This window comes from Saccharothrix longispora (assembly GCF_030852425.1).
Taxonomy (GTDB): domain Bacteria; phylum Actinomycetota; class Actinomycetes; order Mycobacteriales; family Pseudonocardiaceae; genus Actinosynnema; species Actinosynnema longispora.
On record NZ_NSDM01000009.1, the window covers coordinates 94,532 to 110,614 of the forward strand.

At 73.9% G+C, this 16,083-nt stretch carries 12 protein-coding genes; 3 read left to right on the forward strand and 9 right to left on the reverse strand.

Annotated features, from left to right (window positions below; genetic code table 11):
- The 3 genes from trpA to CKY47_RS21270 all read right to left on the reverse strand — a co-directional run bounded on the left by trpA (position 1) and on the right by CKY47_RS21270 (position 2,471).
- Positions 1–816 (reverse strand): tryptophan synthase subunit alpha, encoded by an 816-nt coding sequence (trpA, locus tag CKY47_RS21260; protein WP_306747677.1) that lies wholly within the window; start codon positions 814–816, stop codon positions 1–3.
- Positions 813–1,979, reverse strand: coding sequence for a tryptophan synthase subunit beta (gene trpB / locus CKY47_RS21265; protein ID WP_306747889.1), 1,167 nt, complete (start codon positions 1,977–1,979; stop codon positions 813–815). Before trpB ends, trpA begins: the two co-directional genes overlap by 4 nt.
- A gap of 78 nt (positions 1,980–2,057) precedes the next feature.
- A complete protein-coding gene (locus CKY47_RS21270) occupies positions 2,058–2,471 on the reverse strand; it encodes an MmcQ/YjbR family DNA-binding protein (protein ID WP_306747678.1) in 414 nt (137 codons plus the stop codon).
- Between the two features lie 230 nt (positions 2,472–2,701).
- On the opposite strand from CKY47_RS21270, the gene CKY47_RS21275 reads away from it, so the two are divergent.
- Positions 2,702–4,144, forward strand: a complete 1,443-nt coding sequence (locus CKY47_RS21275) for a flavin monoamine oxidase family protein (protein ID WP_306747679.1) — start codon at positions 2,702–2,704, stop codon at positions 4,142–4,144.
- A 251-nt stretch (positions 4,145–4,395) separates the two neighbouring features.
- Here CKY47_RS21275 and CKY47_RS21280 read toward each other — a convergent pair whose 3' ends face one another.
- Positions 4,396–6,771, reverse strand: coding sequence for a penicillin acylase family protein (locus tag CKY47_RS21280; protein WP_306747680.1), 2,376 nt, complete (start codon positions 6,769–6,771; stop codon positions 4,396–4,398).
- Positions 6,772–6,933: 162 nt separating this feature from the next.
- A complete protein-coding gene (locus tag CKY47_RS21285) occupies positions 6,934–7,686 on the reverse strand; it encodes a CPBP family intramembrane glutamic endopeptidase (protein ID WP_306747681.1) in 753 nt (250 codons plus the stop codon).
- A gap of 441 nt (positions 7,687–8,127) precedes the next feature.
- Here CKY47_RS21285 and CKY47_RS21290 point away from each other — a divergent pair, with 441 nt between their 5' ends.
- Both CKY47_RS21290 and CKY47_RS21295 read left to right on the forward strand, forming a co-directional pair.
- Entirely contained in the window at positions 8,128–12,201 is a 4,074-nt protein-coding gene (locus CKY47_RS21290) for a SpoIIE family protein phosphatase (protein WP_306747682.1), read from the forward strand.
- Entirely contained in the window at positions 12,198–12,491 is a 294-nt protein-coding gene (locus CKY47_RS21295) for an STAS domain-containing protein (protein WP_306747683.1), read from the forward strand. The genes CKY47_RS21290 and CKY47_RS21295 overlap by 4 nt, the downstream gene beginning before the upstream one ends.
- 58 nt (positions 12,492–12,549) lie before the next feature.
- On the opposite strand, the gene CKY47_RS21300 is transcribed toward CKY47_RS21295, so the two are convergent.
- From CKY47_RS21300 to CKY47_RS21315, 4 genes are all read right to left on the reverse strand, one after another.
- Positions 12,550–13,722, reverse strand: a complete 1,173-nt coding sequence (locus CKY47_RS21300) for a cytochrome P450 (RefSeq protein ID WP_306747684.1) — start codon at positions 13,720–13,722, stop codon at positions 12,550–12,552.
- Between the two features lie 86 nt (positions 13,723–13,808).
- Positions 13,809–14,213, reverse strand: a complete 405-nt coding sequence (locus CKY47_RS21305; protein ID WP_306747685.1) for a hypothetical protein — start codon at positions 14,211–14,213, stop codon at positions 13,809–13,811.
- A gap of 141 nt (positions 14,214–14,354) precedes the next feature.
- Complete coding sequence (locus CKY47_RS21310; RefSeq protein ID WP_306747686.1) at positions 14,355–15,173, reverse strand: carbohydrate ABC transporter permease; 819 nt, start codon at positions 15,171–15,173, stop codon at positions 14,355–14,357.
- Entirely contained in the window at positions 15,170–16,081 is a 912-nt protein-coding gene (locus CKY47_RS21315; protein WP_306747688.1) for a carbohydrate ABC transporter permease, read from the reverse strand. Before CKY47_RS21315 ends, CKY47_RS21310 begins: the two co-directional genes overlap by 4 nt.
- Positions 16,082–16,083: the final 2 nt, after the last annotated feature.

Consider the following 16,083-nt stretch of genomic DNA (forward strand, 5'->3'; position numbering starts at 1 on the left):
TCACACCCCCGGAGCCACCTCCGGGCGGGCCGAGGATAGCGCCCGGCGGAACGCGGCCACCGCGTCGACCACGTCCGCGACCGGCGCGCCGTCGACCAGCATCCGCAGCAGCGCCGACCCGACGACCACCCCGTCCGCGTCGGCGCACGCCCGCACCGCGTGCTCGGTGGTGGAGACGCCGAAACCGGTCACCACCGGCAGGTCGGTCATCGCCCGCAGGCGGCGGGAGTGGGCGCCCGCCGTGGCGGCCAGGTCGTCGTGCTCGCCGGTGGTCCGCATCGAGCTCATGCTGTAGACGAACCCGGCGGACGCGGACGCGATCCGGCGGCACCGGTCGTCGTCGCACGACGGCGCGGCCATCAGCACGGCCGCCACCCCGGCGTCGGCGGCCCGCGCCCGGTACTCGGCGGACTCCTCCAGCGGCAGGTCCGGCACGATCGCGCCCCGCACGCCGACCGCCGCCAGGTGGTCGACGAACCCGGCCACGCCGCGTGACGGCACCAGCGTCTCGGCCACGTTCGCGTAGGTCATCACGACCAGCGGCACGTCGTGGTCCAGCCCGGCCAGCTCGTCGAGCAGCGGCCTGGGCCGCGCGCCCCGGTCGAGCGCGACGGCCGCCGCCCGCTGCACGGTGGGGCCGTCGAGCATCGGGTCGGAGAACGGCAGGCCGATCTCGACCGCGTCCGCCCCGGCGTCGACGACGCCGCGCACCAGGTCGAGCCAGTCCGGCACCACCCCGGCCATCAGGTAGGGCACGAGCAGCGGGCGCCCCGCCGCCCTCAGGTGCTGCTCCAGGCCGGCTGTGGCGACGCTCATCGGAAGTACTCCCTGATCTGCTGGACGTCCTTGTCGCCGCGACCGGACAGCGTGACGAGCACGGTGGACCCGGCGGGCAGCTCGCCGGTCGCGGCGGCGTCGACCACCCACGCCAGGGCGTGCGCCGACTCCAGGGCGGGCAGGATGCCCTCGGTGCGGGTGAGCAGCTCCAGCGCCCGCATCGCCTGGTGGTCGGTGACGCCGGTGTACCGGACGCGGCCGGTCTCGGCGAGGTGCACGTGCTCCGGCCCCACGCCGGGGTAGTCCAGCCCGGCGGAGATCGAGTGCGCCTCCAGGACCTGGCTGTCCTCGTCCTGGAGGAAGTGCGAGCGGAACCCGTGCAGCACGCCGGGCACGCCCTTGTCGACGGCGCTGCCGCCGGCCGCCTCGACGCCGACGAGCGCGGCCGGGGTGTCGACGAACCCGGCGAACGTGCCCGCCGCGTTCGACCCGCCGCCGACGCAGGCGACGACCACGTCCGGCACGGCGGCCGGCAGGCGCTCCGCGCACTGGGCACGGGCCTCGTCGCCGATGACCCGCTGGAACTCGCGCACCATCCACGGGTACGGGTGGGGGCCGAGGGCGGAGCCGAGGCAGTAGTGGGCGTCCTCGGTCTCGCCGACCCACGCGCGCAGCGCGGCGTTGGTGGCCTCCTTGAGCGTGCCGGTGCCGGCGGCCGAGGCGACCGTGACGACCTCCGCGCCGAGCAGTTCCATGCGGAAGACGTTGAGCTCCTGGCGACGCGCGTCGGTGCGTCCCATGTAGACCGTGCAGGACAGGCCGAGCAGGGCGGCGGCGGTCGCGGAGGCCACGCCGTGCTGCCCGGCGCCGGTCTCGGCGATGAGCTTGCGCTTGCCCATCCGCTTGGCCAGCAACGCCTGGCCCAGCACATTGTTGATCTTGTGCGACCCGGTGTGCGCGAGGTCCTCCCGCTTGAGCAGGACGCGCACGCCCAGCACCTCGGACAGCCGGGCGCACTCGGTGACCGGCGTCGGCCGGCCCACGTAGGTCGCGAGCAGCCGCCGGTACTCGGTCGTGAAGGCGGCGTCGGACCACGCCTCGCGGAACGCCGCCTCCACCGCCCGCGCGGCGGGCACGAGGGCCTCGGGCAGGTAGCGCCCGCCGAACCGGCCGAAGCGGCCGGTGGCGTCGGGTGCCCGCATCAGGGCGGGCTCGTTGTCGACTGACACATCTAGAACTCTAGATGTCTTGTGGTCGACCTGGCAAGTTCGCCCACGCCGTCACGGCCGTTCGACCAGGTCCACCAGCTTCTTCGGCGCCGACGCGCAGTAGCTCTCCGTCACCAGTTCCACCACCTCCTCCCAGTCCACGCCGCCGTCCAGCACGACGCCCACCACGTTCGACGCCCACGCCGGCGTGAAGAACGGGTGCCCCGCGTGGCTCAACGCGTCCAGCTCCGCGCCCTCCGCCCGGAACGTCAGCACGCACACCGGCCCGTCCGTCCCCGCCGCCCGCGCGTACGACGGCGGGTCGCCGTCCTCGACCTCCAGCACGTGCGCGAACGTCCGGCCCCGCACCCGCCACCGCGTCCCGCGCCACGCCCGTTCCTCGACCGCCTCCGGCAGCGCCAGGCACGCCGCCCGCAACCGGGCCGTCGCCTCGTCCTCGGCCACCGCTTCCCCCGTGATCGCCATGACCCGCACGCTAGCGACGGGGTCCGACAATCCCGGCCGGTCCGACACCCGGACGAGGGACGCGCCGACCCGTTCGGCCGCACCCGCCGGCCCACGGGCCACCGGTCCGCGCTCGCCGGAACCACCCCATCAGGGCGTTGGCCGGCGGTCGCACCCGGCGCTACGGTCGTCACCGGGTGGCCACCCCCTGTCTCCAGTGGACGGTCAGACCGACGGTGTGAGGTGTGGTCATGGTGTTGGACGTGCTCGACCTGCTCAAGGACGGCTTGCCGGAGAGCTCGGCGCCGCGACGGCGGGTGGTGGTGGTCGGTGCGGGGATGGCCGGGTTGACGGCGGCCCTGCTGCTGAAGGAAGCCGGGCACCAGGTGACGATCCTGGAGGGGCAGAACCGGCTGGGCGGGCGCATCCTGACCCACCGGGACTTCGCGGGGGACATGTACGGCGAGTTCGGCGCCATGCGCTTCCCCGAGCAGCACCCGCTCGTGCAGTGGCTGATCCGGGACAAGTTCAAGCTCGCCACGAAACCGTTCCCCATGTACGACGAGGACACGTTCGTGTACCTCCAGGGCAGGGGCGTGCGGCGCAAGGACTTCACCGGCTCCTCGTTCGACTTCGACCTGTCCCCGGGCGAGGCGGACAAGACGCCCCACGAGCTGCTGCGGCACACCGTGCGACCGCTGGTCGACATCATGGAGAACGAAGACCCGGACAAGGCGTGGCACAAGATCCTCATCGACTACGACAAGTACACCCTGCTCGGTTACCTCAAGGAGCGCGGCCTCGGTGACGGCGCGCTGTCCATGCTCGGCCCGCTGTTCAACCTGGAGGGCCGCTACCACTTCTCGCTCGTCGAGTGGTTCTCCCACTACTACGAGGACGTCTTCGGCGACCTGTCGTACATCGTGGACGGGGCCGACTCGCTGCCGCGCGCGTTCGAGCCGTACCTGATGGACGACATCCGGTTCGGCGCGCAGGTGCACGCGGTCGACCAGGCCGAGGGCGAGGCGCGCGTGCACTACCGCTCGGGTCGCCGCTCGCACACCGTCGTCGCCGACGAGGTGGTCGTCACGGTGCCGTTCGCGAGCCTGCGGCACATGGAGATCCAAGGCCTCGACCCGGACAAGTGGTACGCGATCCGCAACACCTACTACGGCCGCGCGCACAAGCTGTTCATGCAGTTCAGCGAGCGCTGGTGGGAGACCTCGTACGGCATCACGCACGGCCTGACGGTGACCGACCTGGCGATCCGCAACATCGTCTACCCGCCCGCCGGCCAGGACACCCGGTACAAGAAGGGCGTGATGATCGCGTCCTACTGCTGGGAGCAGGACAGCATGCCGTACACGCCGCTGGCCGGCGAGGAGTGCGTGCAGCAGGCGCTGGAGGACCTGGTCAAGATCCACCCGGAGGCGCGGGACACGTTCGAGTTCGGCGTCTACAAGGACTGGGCGCTCGACTGGTTCGCCTGTGGCATCGGCCCGCTGTTCCGCGCGTTCGAGATGAGCGAGGGCAGCTACGAGGACGTGGTCCGCCCGGTGGGCCGGGTGTGGTTCGCCAACGACGCCTGCGACCGCCGCCACCGCCGGTGGGTGGAGGGCGCGTTGAAGGCGGCGGTGAAGAACGCCTACGCCATCCACGAGGGCATGCGCGACGAGCTGCCCTGGAAGGACTAGCGCGCGGCACCGGCCCGGCAGGGGCCGGCGTGGCAGGAGGACCAGCGGCCCGGTCGCCCGGCGTCGTGCGGGCGGCGGCGCGGTCCTCCTGCCGGACGACGGGTCCGGTTCGGCCGCGACACCCCGCCGGGAGCGATCGCCGCGTCGGGTCGGGTGACTCGCCGCGGCGATCGCCCCGTTCGTCCTCGCGGTGCCCGGCCTGTCCCAGGCCGCGGCGGCGGTCCCGCACGCCGGGGAACGGACTCCCCCCGTCACCCGGCCGGCTCCAGCCTGATCCGGACGTCGAGGTTCCGCTCGACCTCGCCCCGGCTGTACAGCAGGGGGAACGACCCGCCCGAGGCCCAGAGGGCGTTGAGGTCGCGGTAGTGCGGACTGCGCGGGTCGCCGGACTGCCCGGGGGCGTTGATCGCGGCCGAGGCGTCCCAGTCGCCGACGTCCAGGACGATCTTGAACGTCGCCCCGATGACCTGCCGGTAGGTCAGCGGGTGGAAGAACGACGGGTGGATCGTGTGGTACGAGCCGCCGACCGGGGTCGGGCCGACGTTCGGGCCGCCCAGCGGGTGCGCGAACTCCTGGTGGTGCAGTGAACCCCAGCGCCACGTCGACGTGTCGGCGCCGAACTTGCCGGCGACGTCGCGGAACGCCACCGGCAGCGTGCCCAGGACCAGCTCGTCGCGCACCGCCGCGCCGTCCGGGCCCAGCCACCCCGCAGGGTCCTCGAAGGAGGCGATGACCAGGCTGAAGTCGGGGTTGATGGTGCGCACCAGCGCGTCCGCCGCGGCTTGCGGCAGCACCGCGTGCGCCCACGCGCGGTGCAGGTACTTCATGATCCACGTCTCGAACAGCGCGGCTCCCGGCGAGTCCACCGACGCGACGCCGTCGTAGCCGCGGAGCAGCTCCAGCGCCCGCGCGGTGTCCGGGTCCGACGAGGACAGGCCCCGCACGAACGCGAGGAGCCGCGTGGCCACCGACGACTTCTCGTCCCTCTGCAGCGCGAGCGAATCGGTGACGGTCGCGTCCGGGCGGGACCCGATCAGCTCGTCGATGCGCTGCTTGCGGTACGGCAGCTGCCACTCGTAGTTGGACACCACCGGGTGACCCGGCGGGATGTTGAAGTCGTTGGCCGAGGCGAAGAACCCGGACGCCGGGTTGTGCTGTCCCGGCAGCTCGCTGTTCGCGTGGAAGCCGTTCCAGTCGTAGCGCCCGTCGCCGGGGACGGGCAGCAGGCCGTCGTAGCCGGCGCCGGTGCGCCGCGGCGTCAGTCCCGCCGGGACGTAGCCGATGTCGCCGTGCACGTCGGCGTAGGTCAGGTTCGAGCCGGGCGTGCCCCACTTCCGCATGCCCGCGGTGAACTCGTGGAAGTTCCCGGCCCGCTGGTAGTTCAGGCTGCCCAGGTACGCCGCGCTGCCCGGCTGGGTCCACGCCGTGCGGACCGCGAACGCCCGGTGCGCCGCCTCGTCGACCTTGACGACCGGGCCGTGCCGGGTGAAGGACAGCTCGCCGGCGACCGGCGTGCCGCCGCGCACCGGGATGGTCTCGGTGACCGTGGTCATCCGCTCCCAGCCGGCGCCGTAGCGGTAGCGGGTGTGGTCGCCGGGGTCGAGTTCGTAGACGTAGAGGTCGGTCTGGTCGATCGGCAGGTTGGTCAGGCCGAAAGCGATGCGCCCGTTGTGCCCGATGGCGATCCCCGGGTTCCACGGCTCGCCCGCGCCGGCGAGGTCCAGTCCGGGAGCCGACAGGTGCGCGACGTACCGGCCCGACGGCAGGGCGTCCGCGCCGCGGTGCGGGTCGTTGGCCAGGATGGGCCGGCCCGACGCGGTGCGGCCCGGCCCGATCGCCCAGGCGTTGCTGCCGGAGGTCGCGTCGGCGATGTCCTTGGTCCGGACACCCCCGCCGGTGAAGGACACGGCGGCGGTCGCGAGGTTGTACACCGTGAGCACGTCGTCCGGCACCGAGCACGGGTCGAGCCCCGCGGGCACCGCCGCCTCGTGCGCCGGGTGGAGGGAACGCAGGTAGCGGCTCGCGCCGGGGCCGGCCAGGCACACCAGCTTCGCGCGGGCGACCTCCCACATCAGGTTCTCCCCGATGGCGTGCGTGCGGATCCGCACCACGTCCTGCGGGCGCCAGCGGGCGGGCCGGTAGCCGAGCCTGCCGAACTCCGGCGGGAGCGCGGAGGGGTTGCGCGCCAGCCAGTCGACGTACGAGTTGACGCCCTCGGCGAACCGGGTGGCGGCCAGCCTGCCCTCCGGGCCGTAGGACGCCCACTCGGCGTCCATGTCGCCGCGGTAGAGGAACAGCCTGGCGGCCCGGTCCTGCTCCGCGTAGGACGGCCCGAGCACCTCGCTGAGCGTGCCGAGGCCGCGGCGGCGCCAGGTGTCGATCTGGAACAGCCGGTCACGGGCGATGTTGAAGCCCTGGGCGAAGAAGAGGTCGGCGGTGTCGGCCGCGTAGATGTGCGGCACCCCCCACTTGTCGACGAGCAGTTCGACCGGCCGGTGCAGACCGGCCACCGCGTACTTCGGTCCCGCCACCGCCACCGCCACCGCCTCCGCGGCCGGGACCGGCGCCAGGCAGAGCACCACGAGGGCGAGGAACAGGCCGCGGGTGGTCGGCCGACGTGTGGCCACGGTGATCTCCTCGTTCGGCTTTCGGGACCGGGTTCGCTGTCCGTGTCTACCCGCCGCCGGTACGGCCCCACGAGCCCCTTAGGGGTCCGTGCCGTCGCCCCGGAGGCGGTCACGTCCACGCGGGGGAACGGCACGGGTCGCCGGCCCGGGTGACCGGACGGCTCAGGGGAGCCCGGCCGCCGGCAGCACGCCCGTGGTGGTCAGGAGCAGCGCCACGGCGGGCAGGAAGTTGTTGACCTGGTGGGCGACGACGCCCGCGAGCAGGTTCCCGGTCAGCAGCCGGGCCAGGCCGATGGGGATGGACAGCACCACCAGCAACGGCGTGCGCAGCAGTTCCAGGTGCACCAGGGAGAACACCAGCGTGGTCACCGCGAACACCACCCAGCGGTTCCAGCCCCAGTGCTCCAGCGCCCGCCACAGCGCGCCCCGGAACAGCACCTCCTCGCCCAGCGGCGCGATCAGCCACACCGCGAGGAACGCCACGACGGCCGCCGTCGGCTCCAAGGTCAGCCCGCTGAACGCGTCGCCGACCGCCGAACCGGCCTCGTCGGCGCCGACCCACCGCGTCCACAGCGCCGCCGCGGGCAGGGTGAGCACCAGGCCGCCCGCGCCCAGCGCCGCGCCCACGCCCAGGTCGCGCCAGTCCCACCGGGCGGCCAGCTCGCGCGCCGCCCGACCGCGCGCCGGTCCCGCGCCGAGCCACCGGGTGCCCGCCACCACGACCACCACGGCCAGCGAGATCGGCACGACCAACAGCACCAGCAGCGGCCACGGCGGCAGCCGCTCCCCGGAGGCATCGCCGGTCGAGAACGGCAGCAGCACGACCGCCGACGCGAGCACCATCGTCACCTGGGCGGCGAGGTACACGCCCAGCATCCGCCACCCGAACCGGGGTTCGTTCCCGACAACGTCCACAACCGTGCATAACCGCTGCCGGGTGCCAGGTCAACGGGAGACAGCCGTCGTGACCAGCGCCACCACCCCGAAGGCGCAAGCGACGAGCGGCGCCGCGGTCGCGGTGGGCGTGCCACCCGCCGGGTCACCGCCTCGCTCGCCGCGTACCCGCGCCCCCGGACGGCACGCCACCACCCGCGCCGGCTCGGCGGCCGAGCCGTCACCACCCGGTTCGGCCGGCCTCCGGCCCGTCGTCGGACAGCGGCGTCGACCACCGCCGGTACCGCCGCTCCGGCTCGGCGCCGGCGGGCCACCCGGTGGGCACGCCGGTGGTCGTCGCGGGACCGCCGGCAGTTCGTCGCAGGAGGACGTGCGGGCCATGGTCCTCCTGCGACGCCCACCGTCGTGGAGACTGCGGCGGTTCGCCGTGTGGATCTCCCCGGGAACGGGGAAGATGCTGAGGTGCCGGACAGAGAGCCACACGACGCCGAACTGCTGTTCCCGGGCGGCAGCGAGATGGCGGCGCGGATGCGCGCGCACCGCTGGCCGGACGGCGCGGACCCCGGCACGTGGCCCGCCGCCCTGCGCACCGCCGTGCGGATCTGCCTCACCTCGCGGTTCCCGATGATCGTCTGGTGGGGCGAGGAGCTGCTGTTCCTCCACAACGACGCCTACCGCCCGATGCTCGGGGACAAGCACCCCGCCCTGGGCAAGCCGGGCGAGCAGGTGTGGCCGGAGATCTGGCACACCATCGGCCCGATGCTGCGGTCCGTGATGGACTCCGGCGAGGCGACCTGGTCGGAGGACCTCCCGCTGTCGATGGCGCGCCACGGCTACTGGGAGGAGACCTACTGGACCTACTCCTACAGCCCCCTGCACGACGACGACGGCGTGGTGCGCGGCGTGTTCACCGCCGTCAGCGAGACCACCGAGCGGGTCGTCGGCGAACGGCGGCTCGCCGTGCTCCAGGACCTGGGCGCGCTGGCGGGCAAGGAGCGCAGCGCGGTCGAGGCGTGCGGCATGGTGGCTCGGGTGCTGGGCAGGTCGAGCCGGGACGTGCCGTTCGCCGCGCTGCACCTCGTCCGGGACGGCGAGCCGGAACAGGTGGCGACGAGCCCCGCCGGCGTGCACGTCGACCAGCCGTGGCCGATCCGGGAGGTGCTGGCCACCGGCAGGCCGGCCGTGTTGCGCGACCTGCCGGGCGACCTGCCGAGCGGTGACTGGCGCAGCCCGCCGACCGAGGCCGTCGTGCTGCCGCTGCCGGGCGACGCGGGGGGTGGGCCGGTCGGTGCGATCGTGCTGGCGGCGGGTGCCGCGCGAGCGCTGGACGAGTCGTACGAGTCGTTCCTCCAGCTCGTGGCGCGGCAGACCGCGTCCCTGGTCAACGGGGCGCTCGCCTACGAGGCGCAGCAGCGGCGGGCCGAGGAGCTGGCCGAGCTGGACCGCGCCAAGACCGCGTTCTTCTCCAACATCAGCCACGAGTTCCGCACCCCGCTCACCCTGATCATGGGCCCGGTGCAGGACATGCGCGAGCGGGTGCCCGTCGACGACCCGGCCCGCGCGGAGCTGGACGCCGTGCACCGCAACGGCCTGCGCCTGGGCAAGCTCGTCAACACCCTGCTCGACTTCTCCCGCATCGAGGCCGGCCGGATGCGGGCGAACTACGAGCCGGTCGACCTGGCCGCCTTCACCACCGAGCTGGCCAGCGTCTTCCGGTCCGCCGTGGAACGTGCGGGCCTGCGGTTCGAGGTGGACTGCGCCCCGCTGGACGGCCCGGTGCACGTGGACCGGGAGCTGTGGGAGAAGGTGGTGCTGAACCTGCTCAGCAACGCCCTCAAGTTCACCTTCGAGGGCTCGGTGCGCGTCGCGCTGCGCCAGGACGGCGACCACGCCGTGCTGACCGTCGCCGACACCGGCGTGGGCATCCCCGAGGCGGAGATGCTCCGGCTGTTCGAGCGCTTCCACCGCATCGGCAACGCCCGCGCCCGCTCCTACGAGGGCAGCGGCATCGGCCTGGCCCTGGTCCGCGAGCTGGTCGGCCTGCACGGCGGCACCATCGCCGCGACCGGCGCCGAGGGCGAGGGCACGACGTTCACCGTCCGGCTGCCGCTCGGCCAGGAGCACCTGCCCGCCGACGACCTGGTGCCCCGGGCCGGCCCTGCCGTCGTCTCCGCCACGGCCGAGCCGTTCGTGCAGGAGGCCATGCGCTGGCTGCCCGCCGACGACACGGCGGGCGCGACGGCCGAGGTGGACGGCGCGGTGCTGCACCACACCCCGGCCGGCGGCGACGAGGCGCCCGTCCACGTCCTGGTCGTCGACGACAACGCCGACATGCGCGACTACCTGCGCAGGCTCCTCGCACCCGGTTACCGCGTCACCACCGCGGTGGACGGGGAGGAGGCCCTGGACGCGGTGCGCGCGGCCCCGCCCGACCTGGTGGTCAGCGACGTCATGATGCCCCGCCTGGACGGGCTCGGGCTGGTCGCCGCGCTGCGCGCCGACCCGCGCACGGCCGGTGTGCCGGTGCTGCTGCTGTCCGCCCGCGCCGGGCAGGAGGCGGCCATCGAGGGCTTGGACGCGGGCGCGGACGACTACCTGGTCAAGCCTTTCTCGGCGGCCGAGCTGCTGGCCCGCGTGCGGGCGGTCGTGCAGCTGACGCGGCTGCGCAACCACCACGCGGCGTGGCGCGCGGCGTTGATCGACTCGTTGCAGGAGGGCTTCTTCGTCTGCGACGAGCGGGGCGCGGTCGTCGAGGTCAATGCCGCGTTCACCGACATCCTCGGCTACGGGCCCGACGGGCTGCCGTACCCGCCGCCCCACCCGTGGTGGCTGGAGGAGGGCGCGGAGACCGAGGCGCTGGCCCGCGCCGACGCCGCCGTCAACCGGATGATGGAGGGCGGGCGGGGCACCGCGACCATCCCGGTGACCCACCGCGACGGCCACCGGCTGTGGGTGGCCGTCGCGTTCAGCCGGGTCAAGGACCCGGACACGGGCCGCCAGATGGTCGTCGGCACGTTCCGCGACGTCACCGCCCAGCACTACGCCGTGCAGCGCGACCTGGCGCTGGCGGCGCTCAGCGTGCGCCTGGCCGGGGCGGACAGCCTGGGCGAGGCGGTGCGCGGTGCGGTGGAGGAGCTGGCGTCGCTGTGGGGCGCCCGGCGCGTCCTGGCGGTCGCGGTGGCCGCCGACCCGCCCGAGGTGGTGGCTTCCGACGGCCCCGCCGACTGGGACGACCTGCCGCTGGAGCTGCGCCGGGCGATCCTCGACCTGGGCGCAGGACCCGCGCTGACCGTCGGCGGCACCGGGGCGGCCGGCATCGCGCTGGACCACCCGGGCGGCGCGCTGGTGCTGTGGGTCGACCTGGGCGAGAGCCGGCCGTGCTCCGCCGAGGACCGGACGCTGCTGGCGCTGCTGGCCGGCCACCTGGCACAGGGGCTGCGCCGGGTGCACCGGATGGACCAGCAGCGCGAGACGGCGCTGGCCCTCCAGCGGGCGATCCTCGGCCCGTCGCACCTGCCCGAGGGCTTCGCGGTGCGCTACGAGCCCGCGACGCGCCCGCTGAAGGTCGGCGGCGACTGGTACGACACGATCGGGCTGCCCGACGGGCGGATCGGCATCGTCGTCGGCGACTGCGTCGGCCACGGCCTGGAGGCGGCCACCGTGATGGGGCAGTTGCGCAGCGCGTGCCGGGCGCTGCTGCTGCGCGACCCGGCGCCGGCCCAGGCGCTCAGCGCCCTGGACGTGTTCGCCGCGACGCTGCCCGGCGCGCTGTCCACGACCGTGTTCTGCGCGGTCCTCGACCCGGCCACGGGCGAACTGGTGTACTCGGCGGCCGGTCACCCGCCTGGCGTGCTCGTGCACCGCGACGGCGGCACCGACCTGCTCGAGGGCGGCCGGTCCGTCCCGCTGGCCGTGTGCCCGGACCGGCCGCGCACCGAGGCGCGGACCGTCGTGCGGGGACGATCGACCCTCGTTCTCTACACCGACGGCCTGGTCGAGCGCCGCCGCCGAGGCCTGGACGACGGCATCGACGACGTGTGCTCCGCCGTGCGGGCCGCCCGGACCGCGCCGGTGGACGACCTGGCCACCCGCCTGATGACCGACCTGGCCCCGCCCGGCGGGTTCGAGGACGACGTGGCCCTGCTCGTCTACCGCCACCCCGCGCCGCTGGCGGTGGACTTCCCCGCGGACACCGCGCGGCTCGCCCCCGTCCGCCACGCCCTGCGAGCCTGGCTGCGCAGCTGCGAGCTGACCGAGGACGAGGTGCAGAACGTGCTCATCGCGGCCGGCGAGGCGTGCGCGAACGCCGTGGAGCACGCCTACCCGGTGTCCGGCGGCGGCGTGGTCGGGCTGCGGGTGGCCCTCACCGGTGACGGGCTGCGCCTCACCGTGACGGACGGCGGCCGGTGGCGGGCGCCCCGCGAGAACACCTACCGGGGGCGGGGCATCCGGCTCATCCGGGCGCTGATGCAGGACGTCGCCATCCACCACGGTGCCGACGGCACCACCGTCGAGATGCACACGAGGATCTCATGACCGATCTGACCGTGACCAACTCCCGGGACGCCGACGGGACGCCGACGCTCACCGCGACCGGCGAGATCGACCTGTCCAACGTCGCGGAGTTCGCCGGGGCGCTGGCCGAGGGCGTCGGGGCGGGCACCCCGCTCACCGTCGACCTGACCGGGGTCGCCTACCTCGACAGCGCGGCCCTCAACGCCCTGTTCACGCACGCCGGGCAGATCCGCATCGTGGCCGGCCGCCTGCTGCTGCCGGTGCTGCGCATCTGCGGGCTGACCGAGCTGACCACCGTCGTGCAGCGCTGACCGGCCCGGCCGCCGGACCGGTGTCGGCCGGCTTGTCGGCGTCAGCGGCCCATCGGCGTCAGCGGTCCACCGCGACCCGCAGGCCGCGCAGCTCGTAGCCCGCGATGTCCTCCTTGAACGACACGGCCGGCCCGCCGGCCATGCGGAGGCCGTCGACCGCGAACAGGCGGTGCAGGAAGACGTCCGTCTCCAGCACGGCGATGTGCGAGCCCGGGCACCGGTGCGCGCCGTCGCCGAACGACAGGCCGGTCGCCGCGCCGCCGTCGGCCAGGGGGCGGGCCGGGCGGAGCGACAGCGGGTCGTTGCCGACCACGGCCGGGTCGAGGTTGGCGACGTCCACGTGGACGTGCACCTCCGCGCCCGGCGGCACGGTGACGCCGGCGACGGTGACCGGCGCGGTCGTGCGGCGGCGCACCTGGCCGATCACCGGTTCCAGCCGCAGCACCTCGTGCAGCACGGCCAGCCGGCCGGGTTCGTCGGCGGTCAGGTAGGTCGCGCGCAGGGCGTCGTCGGTGAACAGGTGCCACGCCGCCACGACGATGAACTCGCGCGTGGTGACCATGCCGGCGGCGGCGAACGTCACGCACTCGCCGAGCACGTCACCGGCCGTGCAGCCCTCGTCGAGCAGGTGGGACACCAGGTCGTCGCGCCGGCGGGCGCGGCGGTCGCGCACGGCCGGGCGCACGTCGGCCCAGTAGACCGCCAGCATGCTCGTGAGGTGCCGGACGAACGTGCGGACGCCGGTCAGGCTGGTGAAGCCCGGCGTGTCGAACTTCTCGGGGAAGAACCGCTCCAGCCGGGCCTGGATGCCGGGCTTGCCCCGGGTGAGCCCGAGGACGGCCGAGGTGACGTCGATCGCCACCCGGAACGCCAGGTCGGACAGGTCCAGCTCGCCCGCGGCGCGCAGCCGCGCGACCTGCTCGTCGGCGACCCGCTCCATGATCGGCCGGTAGGTCTCGTCGACGCGGCGGGGCGTGAAGAACCGGGCGGTCTGCCTGCGGTCCTCGCGGTGCTCGGGGCCGTCGCGGTACAGCACGGGGCGGCGGATGCGGGGCGGCATCCTCGCGACGGTCTGCACGCCCAGCCCGGCCTGCACGGTGTCGCCCGCGCGCAGGAACGCACGGCCCGCCGCGTAACCGGTGATCCGCCAGACGCCGTCCGGGTCGTGCCGGACCGGGCAGCCGACCGCGGTGGGACCGCGGTCGACCTTGCGCGCCACGTCCTCGGCCACGGGCCCTCCCTCCACGCGGGAACACCGCCGAGCCTAGGGCGCGCGACGGCGCCGCACAGGCGCCGATGGGGGGCGGGCGTCACGCGTCAGGAGGACAGCGGTTCCTGGAACAGCAGGGCGGGCGCGGCCACGGCCCGGCGCGGCGCGGCGGGGGCGGGCAGCGAGATCTCCGCGGTCGGCTCGTCGTCCCGCGCCTCGTCCCGCGGGGGCACGGCCGCGGGCGCCGGCTCGGTGGCCGGGACGGCCAGCTGCTGCTGCACCTGGTTCACCCACAGCAACCACATGGCCTCGTCCCGGTGACCGCGGTACTCGGCCTTGAGGCCCGCCAACGACCCGCGCACGCGGGCGGCGAGCACGGCGTCCTCGCGCACCGCGGCCCAGATGGCCCGGGCGCCGGCGTCGCGCGTCTGCACGAGGTGCTTCACCTCGTCGCTCAAATCGGCGGCGGGCAGGACCGACCACGCCGCCGCGATCTTCTGTGCCTTGGTCACCCTGTCATCCTCGCTGACCGAGAGGTCCGGACAATGCATTGACGCGGTGTAATCAACATCTCGTTTTATCGGGTGACCCCTCAGGCAACCGGCACATCCGGCCACGCGTCGTGACCGTCGTGTCCCAGGTGGACGGCCGCCTCACTGCTCCACGTGCTGCGTCACGGTGCCCCGCACGAAGTACCGCTGCGCCACCAGGAACAGCAGGATCATCGGCACGGTCGCGATCGTGCTCGCCGCCAGCACCAGCTCCCACTGCTCCTCGCCGCCCTCGCCGAAGCGGTCCAGCACGGCCTTCAACCCGCGCGGCACCGTGTACAGCTCGGTCTCGCGCAGGTAGATGAGCGGCTTGACCAGGTCGGTCCACGCCGCCTTCAGCTCGAACACGAAGACCACGATCAGCCCCGGCCGGGCCAGCGGCAGGGCCATGCCGGTGAACAGCCGCCACGCGCCCGCGCCGTCCACCTTGGCCGCGTCGAACACCTCGCGCGGCAGGCCGAGGAAGAACTGGCGCAGCAGGAAGATGTAGAACGCCGAGCCGAACAGGTTCTGCGCCCACAGCGGCACCTGCGTGGTCGCCAGGCCGAGCGCGTGCCACTCCAGGTACACCGGCACCATGGTGACCGCGGCGGGCAGCATCATGGTCGCCAGCACGACGCCGAACAACGCGTCGCGGCCGGGGAAGCGGAACATCGCGAAGCCGAACGCCACCAGCGCGCTCGCCACCGTGGCCGACGCGGCGGCGGCCAGCCCGATCGCGACGCTGTTGCCGATCCACGTCGTCAGCGGCACCGCCTGCCACACCTCGACGTAGTTCTGCGGTGAGAAGGGCCGGGGCAGCAGCGCGTTGTCGAAGACGTGCGCCCGGTCCTTGAGCGACGCGCTCACCAACCACCAGAACGGGTAGCCGAACGCCGGCGTGACGACCAGCAGCCCCGCGAGAACCCCGACGCGCCTCACGGCCGCTCACCCTCGTTGTGGACGTACCGGCGCGACACCCGCACCTGCACGAACGTCACCACCGCGATGACGGCGAACAGGAACCACGCCAGCGCGGAGGCGTAGCCCATCCGCAGCGACCCGAACGCCTCCTGGAACAGGTGGATGACGTAGAACAGCGCCGCGTCGCCCTCGGCGGACTGCTTGGCCCGCGCCCCGAAGTACATCGCGTACGCCTCGGTGAACACCTGGAGCGAGGCGATCGTGTTCACCACCACCGTGAAGTAGACCGTGCCGCTGATGCCCGGCAGCGTGACGTGCCAGAACTGCCGCCACGGGGACGCGCCGTCCAGGCGGGCCGCCTCGTAGCGCTCCAGCGGCACGCGGGTGAGCGCCGCCAGGTAGAGCACCGCCGTGCTGCCGACCGTCCACAGGCTCATCACCACCAGGCCGGGCTTGATCCACGCGGGGTCGGTCGTCCAGTTCGGCCCGGTGAACCCGAACCAGGACAGGAACTCGTTGACCGCGCCGTTCTGCCCGTTGAGCAGCAGCAGGAACAGCGCGGCCAGCGCCACCGGCGGCGTCATCACCGGCAGGTACACGATCGTGCGGAAGAACCCGGCCGTCCGGCCCGCGCGGCGCAGCAGGGAGGCCAGGCCCAGGGCGAGCGCGATCTGCGCGGGCACGTGCAGGACGGTGAAGAACACCGTGTTCCACATCGCCGTGCCGACCCGCTCGTCGGCGACCGCCTCGCGGTAGTTCTCCAGCCCGACGTAGGTGGGCGGCTTGAGCATGTCGTAGTGGGTGAGCGACAGCCACAGGCTGTAGAGCATCGGCCCGGCGGTGAACGCCAGGAAGCCGACGATCCAGGGCAGCAGGAACAACCACCCGGCCCGCGCCTCGCGCGAGGTCACCGATCCCGCGGCCACCG

Coding starts and splice junctions, on each gene's coding strand:
- CKY47_RS21270 (WP_306747678.1), bottom strand. CDS start 2,471: ATGGCGATCACGGGGGAAGCGGTGGCCGAGGACGAGGCGACGGCCCGG.
- trpA (WP_306747677.1), bottom strand. CDS start 816: ATGAGCGTCGCCACAGCCGGCCTGGAGCAGCACCTGAGGGCGGCGGGG.
- CKY47_RS21295 (WP_306747683.1), top strand. CDS start 12,198: ATGACCGATCTGACCGTGACCAACTCCCGGGACGCCGACGGGACGCCG.
- CKY47_RS21275 (WP_306747679.1), top strand. CDS start 2,702: ATGGTGTTGGACGTGCTCGACCTGCTCAAGGACGGCTTGCCGGAGAGC.
- trpB (WP_306747889.1), bottom strand. CDS start 1,979: ATGCGGGCACCCGACGCCACCGGCCGCTTCGGCCGGTTCGGCGGGCGC.